Below are 16383 nucleotides of genomic sequence, written 5' to 3' on the forward strand. Positions count from 1 at the left end.
GCGTTGGCCCCGCTGTGTGTTCCGCCGCATAAGCCCGAGCCTCGAGCCCACCAGCAAGAAGACGGCCAAGAGCGCGTACCGGCAGACATTCGCCCACAATGGCCACGCGGCCAGCAGGTAGCCGCTCAGCCAGGTTAGCGACCCGAACACGAGGACCAATATGGCCCATGCAAGCAACGTACGCACGCCTCGACCATAGCCCGAGTTCACTGCAGGCTTGGTGCCCGCGGCATTGGTGCCCGCAGCATTGGTACCCGCGGCCCACTACCCGGTTCCCAAGCCGCGCCGCCGAGGTTAGACTTTCCCGGATGCAACAGGCCGGGACCCCCCGCTGCGGCGGCCCCTCGTGACGCGCGGAAAGGTGCATGGCGACAGGGCGCGCGCCTACGTCATGGCGCTGCCGGCCACCTTCTGGCTCGTGGTCTTCTTCCTGGTGCCACTCGTGTTCGTGGCGGTGGCCTCGTTCATGTCTCGTGGGCTGGGCGGTCAGCCCGTGTCGCCCGCCACCCTCGCCCAGTACGAGCGGACTTTCACGGTGTTCGGGCCCGTCTTGTGGCGCAGCGTCGGGGTGTCGCTAATCGCCACGTTCATCAGCCTGGTCATCGGCTACCCCCTGGCGTTCTTCATCAGCCGGCGCCGCTCGCCGGCCACGCGCATGATGCTGCTCTTCCTCGTCATGCTGCCGTTCTGGACGAACTTCCTCGTGCGCACCTACGCGCTCATCACGATCTTGCAGCGCGACGGCCTCCTGAACGGGCTCTTCCAGGGCCTCGGCCTGATTAGTGAGCCGCTTCAGATGCTGTTCACGCCCGGAGCCGTCATGGTGGGGCTCGTCTACGGCTACCTGCCGTTCATGATCCTGCCCATCTACGCCTCGGTCGAGGCGCTCGACCGGCGCTACGTGGAGGCCGCCAACGACCTGGGCGCCAACGACTGGACGTCCTTCTGGCGCGTGATCTTCCCGCTTACCCTGCCCGGCGTGGTCGCGGGCTGCATCCTCGTGTTCATCCCGGCCATCGGGGCCTACATCACCCCGGACCTCATGGGCGGCACCCGCGGCCTCATGATCGGCAACCTCATCCAGAGCCAGTTCGGCGGCCGCGGCAACGTCCCGCTGGGCAGCGCCATCTCGATGGTCCTGCTGGCGATGGTGTTCGTGGGCGTCCTCGTCTACACCCGCTGGGGGCAGAGGGAGGACACGTGACCACGCCCAGGACGAGCCTCGAGCCCCGGCAGGTGGCGGTGAGCCGCGGCAAGATCCGGCGCGACCTGAGCGTTCGCCGCGCCGGGCGCTTCGGCATGTGGCTCAGCCCGTTCGTCGTCTACCTGTTCCTCTGGGTTCCCATCCTCGTGCTCATCGTGTTCAGCTTCAACGACGGCAACTCCGTGAGCACCTGGCGCGGCTTCACCACGCGCTGGTACCAGAACATCTTCGCCGGCACCATCTCGGCCGGCACCGAGGCGGCCCGCTTCCAGACGGAACTGCTCCTCAAGGCCGTGCGGAACTCGCTGATGGTCGCAGGCATCGCCACCTTGGTGAGCACCTCCTTCGGCACCATGCTCGCCCTCTCGCTGGCGCGCGGGAGGTTCTGGGGGCGCAAGACCCTCGACACCCTCTTCTACCTGCCCGTGGTCATCCCCGACATCACCCAAGGTATCGCCCTCGCCGTGTTCTTCAAGATCGTCTTCGAGACCGTGCAGGGCCTGCTGGGCGTGCGCCTCGTTTCCGGGTTCGGCACCATCGTCATCGCGCACGTGGCCTTCAACATCAGCTACGTGACCATCGTAGTGAGGGCCCGCCTGGCGGGCATGGATCCGCGCCTCGAGGAGGCCGGGCGCGACCTGGGCGCCAACCACTGGCAGACCTTCTGGCGCATCACGTTCCCCAACCTGCTGCCCGGCGTGCTGGCGGGAGCGCTACTCGCGTTCACGCTCTCGCTCGACGACTTCGTCATCACGTTCTTCAACTCGGGGGTCGGCACCACCACCCTGCCGCTCTTCGTGTACGGCATGCTCAAGCAGCGCGTGCCGCCCGAGATCAACGCCATCTCGACGCTGATGATCCTCGCCTCCATCGTGCTGGTGGGCGGTTCGCTTATCCTGCAGCGGATGGGCAACCGCGAGAAGGCCTGACAGAAGGAGAACCGCATGAAGCTCGTTTCCGCGCCCGAGGCCGTCCGGGTCGTCCGGTCCGGCGACAGGGTGTACATCCACAGCGTCGCCGCCGCACCGCGGGCGCTGATCACGGCCCTGGCGGGGCGCGCTGGGGAACTGCGTGACGTCGAGATCGTCCAACTCCACACGGAGGGCCCCGCCCCGTACGCCGCCCCCGAGTTGGCCGCCTCCTTCCGCGTCAACGCCCTGTTCGTCGGCAAGAACGTGCGCGACGCCGTGGCGCGCGGGCAGGGCGACTACGTGCCGATCTTCTTGAGCGAGGTGCCGGCCCTCTTCCGCTCCCGCGCAATGCCGCTCGACGTGGCGCTCATCACCGTCACCCCGCCCGACAAGCACGGTTACTGCTCGCTGGGTGTGTCCGTGGACGCGTCCAGGGCGGCGGCCCAGTCGGCCCGCTACGTCGTGGCGCAGGTGAACGCCAACATGCCGCGTTCCCATGGGGACGGCCTCATCCACGTTAAGGACATCGACCTGGCGGTCGAGCAGGCGGACCCCATCCCGGAAGTGGGGCGGCCCGCCCTCGGCGAGCTCGAGCTGACGATCGGCGCATACGTCGCCGGCTTGGTGGAGGACGGAGCGACGCTCCAGCTGGGCATCGGGGCCATCCCCGAGGCCGTGCTGGCGGCGCTTGCCGGTCACGTCGACCTGGGCGTGCACACGGAGATGTTCTCCGACGGCGTCGTCGACTTGGTCGAGCAGGGCGTGATAACCGGCGCGCGCAAGCGCAGCCACCCGGGCAAGGTGGTGGCGAGCTTCGTCATGGGCTCGCGCCGGCTGTACGACTTCATCGACGACAACCCGGCCGTGCTGCTGCTGGACGTGGCCTACACGAACGATACGGCCGTCATCCGCCGCAACCCGGCCGTTACGGCCATCAACTCGGCGCTCGAGATCGACCTCACGGGCCAGGTGTGCGCCGACTCCCTGGGCACCCACCAGTACTCGGGCGTGGGCGGGCAGATGGACTTCATCCGCGGCGCGGCGCTCTCCGAGAGGGGCAAGCCGATCATCGTGCTGCCGTCAACGACGAAGCGGGGCGAGAGCCGCATCGTGCCGTACCTCAAGCAAGGCGCGGGCGTCGTCACCACCCGGGCACATGTGAACTACGTGGTCACCGAGCACGGCGTGGCGTCGTTGCACGGCAAGAACCTCCGGCAGCGGGCGCGTGCCCTCGTCGGGATAGCGCACCCCGATCACCGGGACGCGCTCGAGCAGTCTGCCTGGGAGAGGTTCCGCCGCGCCTAGGCGTTCTCGACTGCACCCGTGCCTGGAGATACGCCTGGCCATTTTCGGGCGAGCCCGCCCGCCAGCGCACCAACGGGCTCAGCGGCCGACGTACGCCGCCAGGTGCTCCCCCGTGAGCGTCGAGCGCTGCGCCACCAGGTCCTGGGGCGTGCCCTCGAAGACCACCCGGCCGCCACCCGAGCCCGCCCCGGGGCCCAAGTCGATGATCCAGTCCGCGTGGGCCATGACGCCCTGGTGATGCTCGATGACCATCACCGACTTGCCGGCGTCGACGAGGCGGTCGAGCAGCCCCAGCAGTTGCTCCACGTCGGCCAGGTGCAGCCCGGTCGTGGGCTCGTCGAGCACGTAGGTGCCGCCCTTCTCGCCCATGCGGGTGGCCAGCTTGAGCCGCTGCCGCTCGCCGCCCGACAGCGTGGTGAGCGGCTGGCCGAGGACGAGGTAGCCGAGCCCCACGCTCCCCAAACGTTCGAGGATCTTGTGCGCCGCCGGGATGCGGGCCTCGCCCGAGCCGAAGAACTCCTCCGCCTCGTGGGCCGACATGGCCAGCACCTCGGCGATGTTCCGGCCCCCGAAGGTGTACTCGAGCACGGCGGCCTGGAACCGCTTGCCCTCGCACTCCTCGCAGACGGCGGCGACGCCGCCCATCATCGCCAGGTCGGTGTAGATGACGCCGACGCCGTTGCACGTGGGGCAAGCTCCCTCGGAGTTGGCGCTGAACAGCGCCGGCTTGACGCCGTTGGCCTTGGCGAACGCCTTGCGGATGTGGTCGAGGAGCCCCGTGTAAGTGGCCGGGTAGCTGCGCCTCGAGCCCTGGATCGGGCCCTGGTCGATGACCACGACGCCCTCTCGCCCCGCCACCGAGCCGCCGATCAGCGAGCTCTTGCCGGAGCCCGCGACGCCCGTGACGACGACCAGCACGCCCAGGGGGATGTCGACGTTCACGTCTTTGAGGTTATGGGTGTTGGCGCCGCGGACCTCCAGCGCCCCAACGGCCTTCCTGACGGTCGGCTTGAGCGCCGCGCGGTCGTTCAGGTGCCGGCCCGTGAGCGTGTCGCTCGCTGCCAGCTCCTCCACCGAGCCCTCGAAGCAGACGGTCCCGCCGTTCGCGCCGGCGCCGGGGCCCAAGTCGACGACGTGGTCGGCCGTCCTGATGGTCTCCGGGTCGTGCTCCACCACCAGCACCGTGTTGCCCTTGTCCCTCAGCCGCAGCAGCAGTTCGTTCATGCGCTTCACGTCGTGCGGGTGGAGGCCCACGGTGGGCTCGTCGAACACGTAGGTCACGTCGGTCAGCGAGGAGCCCAGGTGGCGGATCATCTTGACGCGCTGCGCCTCGCCGCCCGAGAGCGTCCCGGACGGGCGGTCCAGGCCGAGATACCCGAGGCCGACCTCGACGAAGGAGTCGAGCGTCTGCTGCAGCTTGCTCACCAGCGGCGCCACCGAGGGCTCCTCCAGCCCGCTAACCCACGCGGCCAGGTCGCTGATCTGCATGGCGCAGGCGTCGGCGATGCTGATGCCCTCTATCTTCGAGGACCGCGCCGCCTCGTTCAGCCGCGTCCCGCCGCAGTCGGGGCAGACGGCGAACGTCACCACGCGCTCCACGAAGGCCCGGATGTGAGACTGCAGGGCCTCGACGTCCTTCGAGAGCATCGAGCGGCGGATCTTCGGGATCAGCCCCTCGTAGGTCAGGTTGATGCCGTCTACCTTGATCCTGGTCGGCTCCTTGTGAAGCAGGTCGCGCAGTTCCTTCTTGGTGTAATCACGGATGGGCTTGTCGGCGTCGAAGTAGCCGCAGCCACGGAAGATGCGGCCGTACCAGCCGTCCATGCTGTAGCCGGGCACCTTGAGCGCGCCCTCGTTCAGCGACAGGCCGTCGTCGTAAAGCTCGCTCAGGTCGAAGTCGGTGACCGAGCCCGTGCCCTCGCAACGCGGGCACATGCCGCCCGTGACGCTGAAGGTGCGCTTCTCGCTCCTCGTCTCACCGCCGCGCTGGAAGGTGTAGGCACCCGCCCCGCTCACCGAGGCGACGTTGAAGGAGAACGCCTTCGCCGAACCTATGTGCGGCTTGCCCAGCCTGCTGAAGAGGATGCGCAAGAGCGCGTTGGCATCGGTGACAGTGCCGACGGTGGAGCGGGGGTTCGCGCCCATGCGTTCCTGATCGACCAGGATGGCGGTCGTCAGGCCGTCCAACACGTCCACCTCGGGCCGCGCGAGCGTCGGCATGAAGCCTTGCACGAACGCGCTGTAGGTCTCGTTGATCAGCCGCTGCGACTCGGCGGCTATGGTGTCGAACACCAGCGAGCTCTTGCCCGAGCCGGAGACGCCCGTGAACACCGTGAGGCGACGCTTCGGGATCTCGACGCTAACGTCCTTGAGGTTGTTGACCCGCGCGCCGTGCACGCGGATCAGGTCGTGGCTGTCGGCGGAAAACACGGCGAGTATTTTACGCCTCGGAGCGGGTCCTCACTGCTGGTCAACACCGCACCTGGTCAACGCCGCTCCTGGTCGACACCGCACCTGGTCAACGCCGTTCCTGGTCAACACCGCACCCGCTCAACGCCGCTCCTGCTCAACGCCGCCGCCACTCTCGCAGCAACTCGGCCTCGCGGTCCGCGCTCATGCCCACCTTCAGCGCCGGATCGCCCCGCTCCGCCTGCCACTGAAGCGTGTCTCTCACGGTCTCTTCGAGCGGCCGGTCGCGCAGGCCTTGGCCGTGGGCCCTCGAGCCGTCGACCTTGAACAGGTTGCCCTCGGCGCCCGGCAACCAGAAGGGCAGGTCCGCGAAGGGCCTCACACCTTGCCCCAACAAGAACTCATCGCTCACCCAGGTGAGGCTCGCGTCGGCGCCGCTCACGCGCCTAGCGACGTTAAGCAGCTCGCCCATGGTGAACCGGCCCGCCTCGCACACCGCGTTGTAGGTACCGGCAACACCGCGCTCGATCGCCCCGACCATGAAGTCGGCCAGGTCGCGGGCGTCGATCCACTGCAGCGCCAGTTCGGGGCCGCTTGGCGCCAACACCTCGCCGCCGCGCGCCACGCGCACGGGCCAGTAGGTGAAGCGGTCGGTCGGGTCGTCGGGGCCAACCACGATCCCGGGCCTCACGACCAGACGGCTGCTGGCCGGGTAGACGCCGGCAAGCGCCTCCTCGCACAAGACCTTGAGGCCGCCGTAGGTGGTCCCGTCGACGACCTCGGTGGCCGGGTCCTCGAGGCGTAGGAGCCCGGAGTCCTCGTTCAGGCCCGCCGTGTCCTGGTCGGCGTAGACGCTGATGGTGGAGATGAAGAGGTAACGGCCGACGCCGGCCACGAGCAGTTCCGCCGCCTCGCGGACCTGGCGCGGCACGTAGGCGCTCGTGTCGACCACCACGTCCCAGGTGCGGCCTTCGAGCTTCGCCAGGTCGGTGTTGCGGTCGCCCACTATCTGCTCCGCCACGCCCGCCGGCGCCGGCTTCGAGCCGCGGTTGAAGAGCGTTACCTCGTGGCCGCGCTCGAGTGCCTTGACGACGAAGTGCTTGCCGATGAACTGGGTGCCGCCGATCACGAGCACGCTTAGGGGCGCCATCAGAACGGCACTCCCGCCACCAGCACGATGTTGCAGTAGGGCGTCGCCTCTCCCGTGCGCACCACGGCGCGGGCCGCGGCGCTCAGCTGCTTCAGCTCGGCGTGGCTCACGCGCTCGAGCGGCACCTCAGGGGGCCACGCGGCTTCGAGGGCCGCGGCCGCCGCGGGCGCCGCCGCGGGCTGTTCGGCGTTGGCGACGCCGCGTTCGACCACCAGCTCACTTAGCACGGTCTCGACCGCCTCCTGAAAACCGGGCACGCCCATCCTGAGGGCCAGGTCTATGCAGCGCACGCCGGGCGGCACCGGAAGGCCGGCGTCCGCGATCACCAGCGTGTCGCCGTGGCCCATGCCGGCCACGATGCCGGAAAGCTCGGCGTGCAAGATGCCGCCGCTCTTCATCTCGAGCTCCTCTCGTGAGAGTGTAAAGAAGCAGGGGGCGGGCGGACCCGCCCCCTGAGGCGAACGGTTCTGCGCTAAGCGTCAGTTGCAGGCGTCGTTCGTGACCAGTTGCAGGCTCACGGCGATGTTCTGCGTCGTGGCGGGGGCGCCGTCGTCGATGATCTTCTTGGCCGCGCGCACGGCCTCGTCACCGAGGAGTTTGGGCTGCTGCGCGACGGTGGCGGCCATGGTGCAGGCCTGCACGGCGGCGACGGCGTCGTCGGTGGCGTCGAAGCCGACCACCAAGATCTTGCGGCCGCTGGCCTGGACGGCCTGGAGGGCGCCCAGCGCCATCTCGTCGTTGTGCGCGAACACGGCGTCGATGTCGGGCTGCGCCACGAGGATGTTCTCCATGACGTCGAGGCCCTCGGCGCGGTTGAAGTTGGCGGTCTGGCGCGCCACGACCTTCAGGCCGGGGCAGCTGGAGGTGAGGTAGTCGTTGAAGCCCTGCCCGCGCTCGCGAGCGGCGGAGGTTCCGGCGATGCCCTCGAGTTCGACGACGTTGCCTTCACCACCGAGTTTGTCGCAGATGAACTTGCCCGCGAGGGCGCCGCCTGCCACGTTGTCCGAAGCGATGAAGTACGCCACCGTGCCGCCGTTGATGCCGCGGTCGACCGCGATGACGGGCACGTTGCGCGTGTTGGCTTCCATGACGGCCGGGACCACAGCGTCGGAGTCCGTGGCGTTGATGATGAGCACGCTGACGCCCGACTGCAGCAGGTCCTCGATGTTCGAGATCTGGTTGCTCACGCTGTCTTGGGCGTCGGTGACGACGAGCTTGAGGCCGAGTTCGTCGGCGGCGGCCTGGGCGCCGTCACGCACCTGCACGAAGAACGGGTTGTTGAGAGTGGAGAGTGAAAGGCCGATGGTCTGGGCGAAACTCGCACCCAGCAGGGCGGCGATGGCGATGAACAGTAACCTTCTCATGCATTTCCTCCGACTGGTCCGCGGTCTTTGGCGCGAACCGTGTTGTTCCAGGGCACCGGTGAACTCGGATGCCCAGCGATAACCTAACGCCCTCACGTGATTTCCCGATGTCGAGTGTGTGAGGGCGGGCTTCACTCACCTCAACCCTTACGTTGCGACAGGACGCGGTCGATAAGCAGTGCCGCGAGTATCACGCCCCCCTTCACGATCTGTTGATAGAAGCCGGAGACGTTGAGCAGGTTCATGCCGTTGTTGATGACGCCGATGATGAGCGCACCCACAAGGGTGCCCCATACGCTCCCGCGCCCACCGAAGAGCGACGTCCCGCCGACGACCACGGCCGCGATGGCGTCGAGCTCGAAGCTCTGGCCCGCCGTCGGCTGCGCCGAGTTCAGGCGGCCCGTGAGGACCATGGCGGCCACCGCGACGGTGAGGCCCGAGTAGACGTAGGTGAAGGTGAGGATCCGCCTCACCGGGATGCCCGACAGGCGCGCGGCCTCCGGGTTGCCGCCAACGGCGTATACGGCGCGGCCGATGGGGGTGTGGCGCAGCAGCACGTACGACAAGAGCAGCACGGCGAGCATGATCCAGACGGGCATGGGTATGCCCAGGAAAGTGCCGTAGCCGAGCTTGCTGAATAGGGGCGGCAGGCCGCTGATGGGCCTGCCGTCGGTGAGGACGAGCGTCATGCCCCGGAAGATGGTCAGGCCCGCCAGCGTGACTATGAAGGGCGCCACCCCGGCGTAGCCCACGATGAGCCCGTTCAGGAGGCCCAGGCCGCCGCCAACGGCGAGGGCGATGAGCAGCACGATGACCACCGGGATGTTGGTGGTCGTCACGAGCATGGCCGCTATCACGCCGACCAGCGCAAGCATCGAGCCCACGGAGAGGTCGATGCCGGCTCCTATGATCACGACCGTCATGCCGAAGGCGATGATCGCGTTCACCGAGATCTGCCTCAGGACGTTGAGGACGTTCGACGTGGTGAGGAAGCGGTCCGAGATGAGCGACAGCACGATCACCATGACGATGAACGCCAGGAACAGCCCGAAGCGGGCCAAAAGGTCACGCCACTTGACGCGCGCCAGTGACATGCGCAACCACCTCACCCTCGTCGAGGGGCCGCTCGAGCGTGGAGGTCACGCGCCCCTTCCTGAAAATCAGGATCTTGTCGCAGAGGCCCACCAGTTCGTCGGTGTCGGAGCTGGCGATGAGCAGCGCCATGCCCTCCTTGGCCAGGTCGTCGATCACGCCGTAGATCTCGCTGCGGGCCCCGACGTCCACGCCGCGGGTGGGTTCGTCGAGCAGCAGGATGCGTGGCTCGGTCGCGAGGGCCTTGCCCACCACGACCTTCTGCTGGTTGCCGCCCGAGAGGTCCCCCACGGGCTTCTCGGGCTCGGGTGGCCGCAGGTTTATGCGCTCGATCCAGCGCAGCGCCTCGCGCCGCTCGCGGGGGGCGTTCATGAACAGCCCGGCCGCAACGAGGCGCGGGAGGATGGCCATGGTGAGGTTCTCCCGCACCGTCAGGCCTAGGACGAGCCCGGCTAGCTTGCGGTCCTCGGGCACCAGGAACATGCCCGAGTCGATGGCGTGCCGCGGCGACCGGACCCTCTCCCCGCCCAGCCGCGCCGTTCCGGTGGCGCCGAAGAGGGTGGAGAGCACCCTGTTGCGGCCCGAGCCCACCACGCCGGCCAGGCCGACTATCTCGCCGGGCCTCAGTGCGATGCTCGCCGGTTCCACGCCAACGTCCTCGAACTCGAACACGAACGGCTGCTCGTCCAAGTGGGGGGTCGGGGTGCGGGTGAAGCGCTTGACGTCACGGCCGACCATGGCGTGCACGACGTCGTCGGGCGTCAGTTCGCTCATGGGGGCGGTGATCACCTTGCGGCCGTCGCGCAGCACGGTCACGCGGTCGGCGATCTCGAAGACCTCCTCCAGGCGGTGGCTGATGTAGACGATGCCCACGCCGCGCTCCTTCAGCAAGGCGATGAGGTGGAAGAGGCGCTCGGTCTCGCCGCTGGAGAGGGCGGCGGTGGGTTCGTCGAACACGAGGACCCGCCGTTCGTGGCCGAGCGCCCTGGCTATCTCGACGAGCTGTTGTTCGCCCACGGCGAGGCTGCCCGTGCGCGCGAGGGGCGCGACGTCGAGCTCGACCTGCTTCAGCAACGGAGCGGCGCGTTCGGCCAGCCGCCGGTGGCTGACCCAGGCCGGCAGGTTGCCGAGGAAGAGGTTCTCGGCCACGGAGAGCTCGGCGACGAGCGCCAGCTCCTGGTAGACCATCGCCACGCCGTGCGCCTGTGCGTCGGCCACGCTGGTGAAGCTGACGGGCTCGCCGGCCACGCTCATGCTGCCGCTGGTGGCTGGTTGAACCCCGGCCAGGATCTTCATGAGGGTCGACTTGCCGGCGCCGTTCTCTCCCACCAGGGCGTGCACCTCGCCTGCCTGGAGGTCGAAGTCGACGCCACCCAGGGCGTCGAAGGTGCCGAAGCGCTTGGTGATGTCCTGCATCTGAAGGAGCGCGGGGGTCACGTTCGCGCCTCCCGGGCCACCGGGGAGTGCGTCTCGCGCGGATCCGATCATGCCCGGGCCTCCCGGGCCATCAGGGCCCGCACCTCGGCGAGGCTTGGCAGGGCGGGCTGCGCGCCGGCCCTGGTGGTGGTGACGGCGCCGGCGGCGCTGGCGAAGCGCACCGCCTCTTCCAGCGGGGCCGCGCGGCCCTCCCTGGTCGCCTCGTCTAAGTAGTAGGCGAGGGCGCCCCCGAAGGCGTCGCCGGCGGCAGTGGTGTCCACGGCGGTAACCGGGAAGGCGGGCACGTGGCCCCAACGCGCCGAACCGTTCGCCCCGCCATCTTCGTCGCGCTGCGCCCAGACGGCGCCCTCGGCCCCCAGGGTGACGATTACGCTAGGAACGTAGTCGCAGAGGGCGCGGGCCCAGTCGCTGGGGCCCTTCCCCTCGGCCTCGGCGCCCAGCTGGATCCGTGCCTCGTGCTCGTTGACGAGGAGCAGGCTCACGTCCTTCAGCTCGTCGACTTCGAGCCGGCGGGCTGGGGCCAGGTTGAGGACGACGTTCGCGCCGGCGCGCCGGCCGGCGGCCGCGGCGGCTAAGGTGACGTTCAGGGGCACCTCCAGTTGCAATAGGAGGACGGTGGCGCGCTCGAGGGCGCGCCTGGCCGCCGGCGCGTCGAGGTCGGAGGCCGACAGGGCGTAGTTCGCGCCGGGCGAGACGACGATGCTGTTCTGCCCCCGCTCGTCGACCTGGATGAACGCCACGCCGCTCGGCCCCTGGCTGCGGCCCAGGCCGGCGGTGTCGACCCCGGCCTCCTCGAGCGCGCCCGCGAGCCTGTGGCCGAACTCGTCGCTCCCCACCCGTCCGACGAAGCTCACGGAAGCGCCGAGGCGGGCGGCGGCCACGGCCTGATTGGCGCCCTTGCCGCCCGGATTCATGGTGTAGTCGGAGCCCATCAGGGTCTCGCCGGGTCGTGGGTGGCGCGGCAGCCGCACCACCAGGTCCATGTTCACGCTGCCCACCACGGCGATCCCGCCCGAGGCCCGCACGGCCTGTGTGGAGCTCGAAGCGAGCTTCTCCGGCGCCGTCACGGCCGGCTCACCCCGCTCGCGGGTCTGGCCCGAGCGGCCTTGGCGACCGGCGCCACGCTGGTTCCCTCTGCCCCGGCTCGCGCGGACGCCCGGCGCTCCTTGGCGGCGGTGGAGCCCCGGACCACGAGCTCCACCGGGAGCACCACCTGGCGCGCGGCGCGGCCGGGGTCGGCCATGCGCTCCAGGAGCAGCCGCACGGCCGCCGCGCCGATGGCCGTAAGCGGTTGACGCACGGTCGTGAGTGGCGGCTCCACGAGCCTGGCCCAGGGGATGTCGTCGAAGCCCACCACGGAGACGTCCCGCGGCACCGAGACGCCGGCCTGCTTGAGGACGCGGATCACCCCCGCCGCAACGGCGTCGTTGGCGCTGACGACGGCGTCGAAACCGCCCCTGCGTAGGAGGCGCACCACCGCGCCCGGGAGCTCGTGCGTGAAGCCGCTTTGGGCCTCCCAGACGGGCTCGCCGGGTTCGAACTCGGCCAGGAAACCGCGCCGGCGGGCGCGGGCACTGGCGATGTTGGTGGCTCCGTGCAGCAGGGCCACGCGCGTCAGGCCCAGCTCCTTCAAGTGCGCGGCCACCAGCGCGCCACCGCCGACGTGGTCGGCGAAGACCGCGTCGCGCTCCACCACGGGCCGGTCGAGGGTCACGAGCGGTATGTCGGGGAGTTGCACTTCTCGCGGTGCTCGACCCGCCTTCCTGACCCGGTCGCGCGCGCTCGGAGCGGCGTCGTGAACCGGCACCCACACGAGCCCGTCCACCCGCAGTGCCGCCAGCCGCTCGAGAGCCCGCGCCTCGAGTTCGGTGTCGTCTTCCGTGTCGTGCACCATCACGAGGTAGCCCGCGGCACGCGCGGCCACCTCCACCGCGTTCAGCAGGGCCGGGAAGAACGGGTTGCCTAGGTCGGGTAGGAGCACGCCCAGGATGCCGGTGCGGCCGGTGCGCAGCGCGCTGGCCTGCCGGTTGGGTACGTAGGCGAGGGCCTCGGCCGCCGCCCGCACGCGCGCCGCAACGGCCGGCGTCACCCGCTTGGTGCCCCTCAGCACGTGGGAGACCGTCGCGACGGACACTCCCGCGGCTTCCGCCACGTCACGCATGCTCGCCACCGCTCGCGCCTCCTAGTCCCGGGTGCTAACTGTGGTTAGACGTTTGGTTAAACGTTTAACCACCATCAGGTAAAGCTTAGTGGCTGGCCGAGCGACGGTCAACCAGGCGGCCGGCCGGGGTATACAACGGCGCCGCCTCGGGAATGCAACGGGCGCCGCGAGCGCACGCCCGTGAGCGGCCGGCGTCGCCCGGCTTGGTGGCCTCAGCCCGGTTCGGGGAAGAGCAGGTCGGGGTTGAACCAGACGATGAAGCTGGCCCGATCGTCGGTGTACTCGTCCTCGATGTAGCCGTCGATGATCCCGTAGACCTCGAAGCCGTTGGACAACTGGAACGTGAGCGTGGGGTCGGTGATGTTGCCCGCCACCACCTGCTCCACGTACTCGGTCAGCGTCAACTCGTCGCGGTAGCGCGGGTAGCCGGGCAGCTGGCCGCCGCCCACGATCCCCCTGCGCCCCAGCCGCCTCACGAGGCCCTTGCGCGCGTCGTACAGGGCGCGCCCCAAACCCCGGTTGCGGTAGTCGGGGTGCACGCTGATGTCGGCGCCGTAGTACCAGGCGCCGTTCGGATCGTGATTCGCGTAGGTACCGCCCGCGATGATGTCGTGGAACGAGTGTTCCGGCCGCTGCACGTCGAAGTCGATGAGGAACCCCGAGCCCAGGCCCACCACGCGCTCCTGCGGCAACGGCGTGCCGTCGGGGGCGTCGGCGGCGATGGCCACGAACTCCCCCTCGGGGAAGCGCTCCTGATGCTCCAAGAAGTGCGCCCGCGTCATGAGTTCGTGTGCCGCGAGGTTCGGGAAGCACGTCCGCTGCAGGGCCTCGAGGGCTTCGGCATGTTCGGGTCGGGCGCGCTCGATGCGCACGCGCGGCTTGGCCCTGCTCACGTGGGCGTTCGCTCCAGGGTGAAGCGCTCGTAACTCCCCTCGGAGGGCCGCCCTCCCACTGCCCACAGCTCGCGCGACGCCGGCCGCGTGACCACGGCGCCGCAGGTGCCCACGAAGCGGGGCGCCTCCCCGCGGTGGCAGATGTTGGCGGTGTGCGCCGTGACCTCCTGCAGCGCCTCGATGCTCAGGTCGTGACGGTCCAGCAGCCGCTCGGCGTCCGCCAACCTTGCCTCGGAGTCGGCCTGCGACTCTGGTTCGCGGGGCCGCTCGAGCGCGCGCGTGGACTCGTGCAGGTTGTGATTCGTGTGAACGAGGGCGTCTTCCGCCAGGTAAGCGACGTGGCTGTGCGTGGGCATGGCCTCGACGTTGGCCGCTGCCCCCGTGGTGTCCATCACCAGGTAGTTGTGGCCACCGGCGAGGGGAGCGCGCTGGAGCGCGGCGAGGGCCCCGGCCAGGTCCTCGGCCTTCAGCATCTCGCGGACGGCGAAGGGCCAGGTGACTCCCGGGCGCCCGTCGGCGCTCATGAGGTTGTTGATTCCCACGCTGACGCCCGCCTCGTTCATGCCGATCATGGCCAGAGCGCCTGCGGTGGTGAAGGTGAGGAAGTCGGGCGCGTTCTGAGGGCGCCCCCTCAGCAACACGATGTTCTCGGTGGAGCCCTCGTGCATGTCCCAGGTCTGCCCGAACGCCGCCACGCCGTCGGCCATGCGCGACCCGGGCACGAGGAACGCCGTGCAGTCGTCCACCGCCTTCGTCTCGAGCACCCCTCGGGCGCCGTTGGCGGCGGCGACGGTGTCGATGAAATCCGTGAAGCCGCCCACGACGATCAGCTCGGCGAGGCTCAGGCCGGTGGCCGCGGCCATGCCCTCCAGTTCGGTCACCAGGTCGGGGGCGTACTCGCGGTGGTGAAGGAGGCAGGCGTCGGCGAGGGCCAGAACCTCCCCGCGGCTCAGCTCGCGCCCGGTCCACGCCGAGCCCCCGGCCAGCGCCACCCGCTCCTCCGCGTAAGCGCGGATGGGCCGGCGGAACGCGTGGCCATGCGCGTAGCCGAAGTCGAAGTACGTACCCTTGAGGTCGAGCGTAGGAACGGTCATGGTGGCTTCATCATATTGCCGGAAGCGGACGAGGAACTGCCCAGCGCGGGCCCGGCGGTTGCACAGGGGCGGGAGACGGGAGCGGGCGGGGCCCGAGATGACGAACCCTCAGGCGAGCACCGAGCCGTACTCCGTGAGCCACGTAAGGCGCACGGGCGTGCCCTCCGGCAGCATGCCGGCGTAGCCGTGCTGTTGGTTCTGAACGCGGGCGATCACCGTGACGCCGCCCGCCACCTCGATCAGGTAGCGCGCGTCGGTGCCCAGGTAATGCACGCCCGCAACCTTTCCGGGTAGCTCCGAGTGGCTGCTTCCCAGCGGCGGCAGGTCGCCCGCGGCGGCACTTTCCACCGCGAGCTTCTCGGGCCTGAGGGCGAGGGCGACCTCGCTGCCGACGCTCACCTCTTGGTCGCGGAGCACACCCGCCAGGACGGTCCCGCCTGCCAACCTCACGCGCCCGTTAGGGCCCGACTTCCCCTCCAGCACGCCGGCCAAGAAGTTGGTCTCGCCGATGAAGTCGGCCACGAAGCGGCCCATGGGGCGCTCGTAGATCTCGTCGGCACGCCCCACCTGCAGGACCTCGCCGAAGTTCATGACGGCGATCCGGTCCGCCATGGTCAGCGCCTCCTCCTGGTCATGGGTGACGTAGATGAAGGTGATGCCCACCTGTTGCTGCAGGCGCTTGAGCTCGAACTGCATGGCGCGCCGCAGCTTCAGGTCGAGGGCGCCCAACGGCTCGTCGAGGAGCAGCACGCTCGGCCGGTTGACGAGTGCCCGGGCCAGCGCGACGCGCTGCCGCTGGCCGCCCGAGAGTTGCAGGGGCTTGCGCCCCTCGACGTTGGGCAGCCTCACCATGTCCAGCGCTTCCAGCGCCCTCTTGCGCGCCTCGGCGGCGGGCACTCGCGCCATGCGCAGCCCGAACAGGACGTTCTGGAGCACCGTCATGTGCGGGAACAGGGCGTAATCCTGAAAGACCGTGTTCACGGGCCGGTGGAACGACGGGATGCCGCGCATGGAGCGGCCGCTGAGGAGCAACTCTCCCGAGGACGGCTCCTCGAAGCCGGCGATGACCCGCAAAGTGGTCGTCTTGCCGCAACCGGACGGGCCCAGCATGGCGAAGAACTCGCCCTCGTGGATGTCGAGGTCGACGTCGTTCACGGCCCTCACGGAACTTCTCGTGCGCGGGTCTACGAACTCCTTGACCAAGCTGCGGATCTGGACAGCTGGAACCGATGCCATGATGTGACCGACATAGTAACAGGGACTGCTTGGAGAGAGATGGTGGCGGGGCGAGGCGCACCTGGGAAAGGCACCGGCGAGCGCGAGGTGGAGGCGACGGCGGGCGCGACGTAGAGACGACGGCGGG

The 16383-nt window shown here is 69.4% G+C and carries 14 protein-coding genes; 3 read left to right on the forward strand and 11 right to left on the reverse strand.

The window, feature by feature from the left end; translation table 11 throughout:
- The first annotated feature begins 346 nt into the window (after positions 1–346).
- The 3 genes from ROY82_12025 to ROY82_12035 are packed head-to-tail and all read left to right on the forward strand — an operon-like array spanning position 347 to position 3420.
- On the forward strand, positions 347–1204 hold the full coding sequence (locus ROY82_12025; GenBank protein MDT3683185.1) for an ABC transporter permease: 858 nt from the start codon (positions 347–349) through the stop codon (positions 1202–1204).
- Positions 1201–2133 carry an ABC transporter permease gene (locus tag ROY82_12030; protein ID MDT3683186.1) on the forward strand — a complete coding sequence of 311 codons (933 nt, stop codon included), beginning with the start codon at positions 1201–1203 and terminating at the stop codon, positions 2131–2133. Before ROY82_12025 ends, ROY82_12030 begins: the two co-directional genes overlap by 4 nt.
- Positions 2134–2148: 15 nt before the next feature.
- Positions 2149–3420, forward strand: coding sequence for an acetyl-CoA hydrolase/transferase C-terminal domain-containing protein (locus tag ROY82_12035; GenBank protein ID MDT3683187.1), 1272 nt, complete (start codon positions 2149–2151; stop codon positions 3418–3420).
- 78 nt (positions 3421–3498) lie between these two features.
- Here ROY82_12035 and ROY82_12040 read toward each other — a convergent pair whose 3' ends face one another.
- From ROY82_12040 to ROY82_12090, 11 genes are all read right to left on the reverse strand, one after another.
- Positions 3499–5850, reverse strand: coding sequence for an excinuclease ABC subunit UvrA (locus tag ROY82_12040; protein ID MDT3683188.1), 2352 nt, complete (start codon positions 5848–5850; stop codon positions 3499–3501).
- Between the two features lie 136 nt (positions 5851–5986).
- On the reverse strand, positions 5987–6979 hold the full coding sequence (locus ROY82_12045) for an NAD-dependent epimerase/dehydratase family protein (protein MDT3683189.1): 993 nt from the start codon (positions 6977–6979) through the stop codon (positions 5987–5989).
- Positions 6979–7377, reverse strand: a complete 399-nt coding sequence (rbsD, locus tag ROY82_12050; GenBank protein ID MDT3683190.1) for a D-ribose pyranase — start codon at positions 7375–7377, stop codon at positions 6979–6981. Before rbsD ends, ROY82_12045 begins: the two co-directional genes overlap by 1 nt.
- 81 nt (positions 7378–7458) lie before the next feature.
- Positions 7459–8343 carry a D-ribose ABC transporter substrate-binding protein gene (locus ROY82_12055; GenBank protein ID MDT3683191.1) on the reverse strand — a complete coding sequence of 295 codons (885 nt, stop codon included), beginning with the start codon at positions 8341–8343 and terminating at the stop codon, positions 7459–7461.
- A gap of 140 nt (positions 8344–8483) precedes the next feature.
- On the reverse strand, positions 8484–9437 hold the full coding sequence (locus ROY82_12060) for an ABC transporter permease (protein MDT3683192.1): 954 nt from the start codon (positions 9435–9437) through the stop codon (positions 8484–8486).
- Positions 9409–10923 carry a sugar ABC transporter ATP-binding protein gene (locus ROY82_12065; GenBank protein ID MDT3683193.1) on the reverse strand — a complete coding sequence of 505 codons (1515 nt, stop codon included), beginning with the start codon at positions 10921–10923 and terminating at the stop codon, positions 9409–9411. The genes ROY82_12060 and ROY82_12065 overlap by 29 nt, the downstream gene beginning before the upstream one ends.
- The gene (locus tag ROY82_12070) at positions 10920–11939 is read right to left on the reverse strand and encodes a ribokinase (GenBank protein MDT3683194.1); all 1020 of its coding nucleotides are present in this window, start codon (positions 11937–11939) and stop codon (positions 10920–10922) included. Before ROY82_12070 ends, ROY82_12065 begins: the two co-directional genes overlap by 4 nt.
- Positions 11936–13033: a LacI family DNA-binding transcriptional regulator gene (locus ROY82_12075; protein ID MDT3683195.1), complete on the reverse strand. Its 1098-nt coding sequence runs from the start codon at positions 13031–13033 to the stop codon at positions 11936–11938. The genes ROY82_12070 and ROY82_12075 overlap by 4 nt, the downstream gene beginning before the upstream one ends.
- A 212-nt stretch (positions 13034–13245) precedes the next feature.
- Complete coding sequence (locus ROY82_12080; protein MDT3683196.1) at positions 13246–13926, reverse strand: GNAT family N-acetyltransferase; 681 nt, start codon at positions 13924–13926, stop codon at positions 13246–13248.
- Positions 13923–15020 (reverse strand): C45 family peptidase, encoded by a 1098-nt coding sequence (locus ROY82_12085; protein ID MDT3683197.1) that lies wholly within the window; start codon positions 15018–15020, stop codon positions 13923–13925. Before ROY82_12085 ends, ROY82_12080 begins: the two co-directional genes overlap by 4 nt.
- Positions 15021–15128: 108 nt before the next feature.
- Entirely contained in the window at positions 15129–16256 is a 1128-nt protein-coding gene (locus tag ROY82_12090; protein MDT3683198.1) for an ABC transporter ATP-binding protein, read from the reverse strand.
- Positions 16257–16383: the final 127 nt, after the last annotated feature.

Source organism: Truepera sp. (genome assembly GCA_032027045.1).
GTDB lineage: Bacteria > Deinococcota > Deinococci > Deinococcales > Trueperaceae > JAAYYF01.

What these genes read in the sequence shown, in the direction of transcription:
- ROY82_12035 (MDT3683187.1), top strand. Translation starts at nt 2,149, where the DNA reads ATGAAGCTCGTTTCCGCGCCCGAGGCCGTCCGGGTCGTCCGGTCCGGC.
- ROY82_12045 (MDT3683189.1), bottom strand. Translation starts at nt 6,979, where the DNA reads ATGGCGCCCCTAAGCGTGCTCGTGATCGGCGGCACCCAGTTCATCGGC.
- rbsD (MDT3683190.1), bottom strand. Translation starts at nt 7,377, where the DNA reads ATGAAGAGCGGCGGCATCTTGCACGCCGAGCTTTCCGGCATCGTGGCC.
- ROY82_12055 (MDT3683191.1), bottom strand. Translation starts at nt 8,343, where the DNA reads ATGAGAAGGTTACTGTTCATCGCCATCGCCGCCCTGCTGGGTGCGAGT.
- ROY82_12060 (MDT3683192.1), bottom strand. Translation starts at nt 9,437, where the DNA reads ATGTCACTGGCGCGCGTCAAGTGGCGTGACCTTTTGGCCCGCTTCGGG.
- ROY82_12065 (MDT3683193.1), bottom strand. Translation starts at nt 10,923, where the DNA reads ATGATCGGATCCGCGCGAGACGCACTCCCCGGTGGCCCGGGAGGCGCG.
- ROY82_12075 (MDT3683195.1), bottom strand. Translation starts at nt 13,033, where the DNA reads ATGCGTGACGTGGCGGAAGCCGCGGGAGTGTCCGTCGCGACGGTCTCC.
- ROY82_12085 (MDT3683197.1), bottom strand. Translation starts at nt 15,020, where the DNA reads ATGACCGTTCCTACGCTCGACCTCAAGGGTACGTACTTCGACTTCGGC.
- ROY82_12090 (MDT3683198.1), bottom strand. Translation starts at nt 16,256, where the DNA reads ATGGCATCGGTTCCAGCTGTCCAGATCCGCAGCTTGGTCAAGGAGTTC.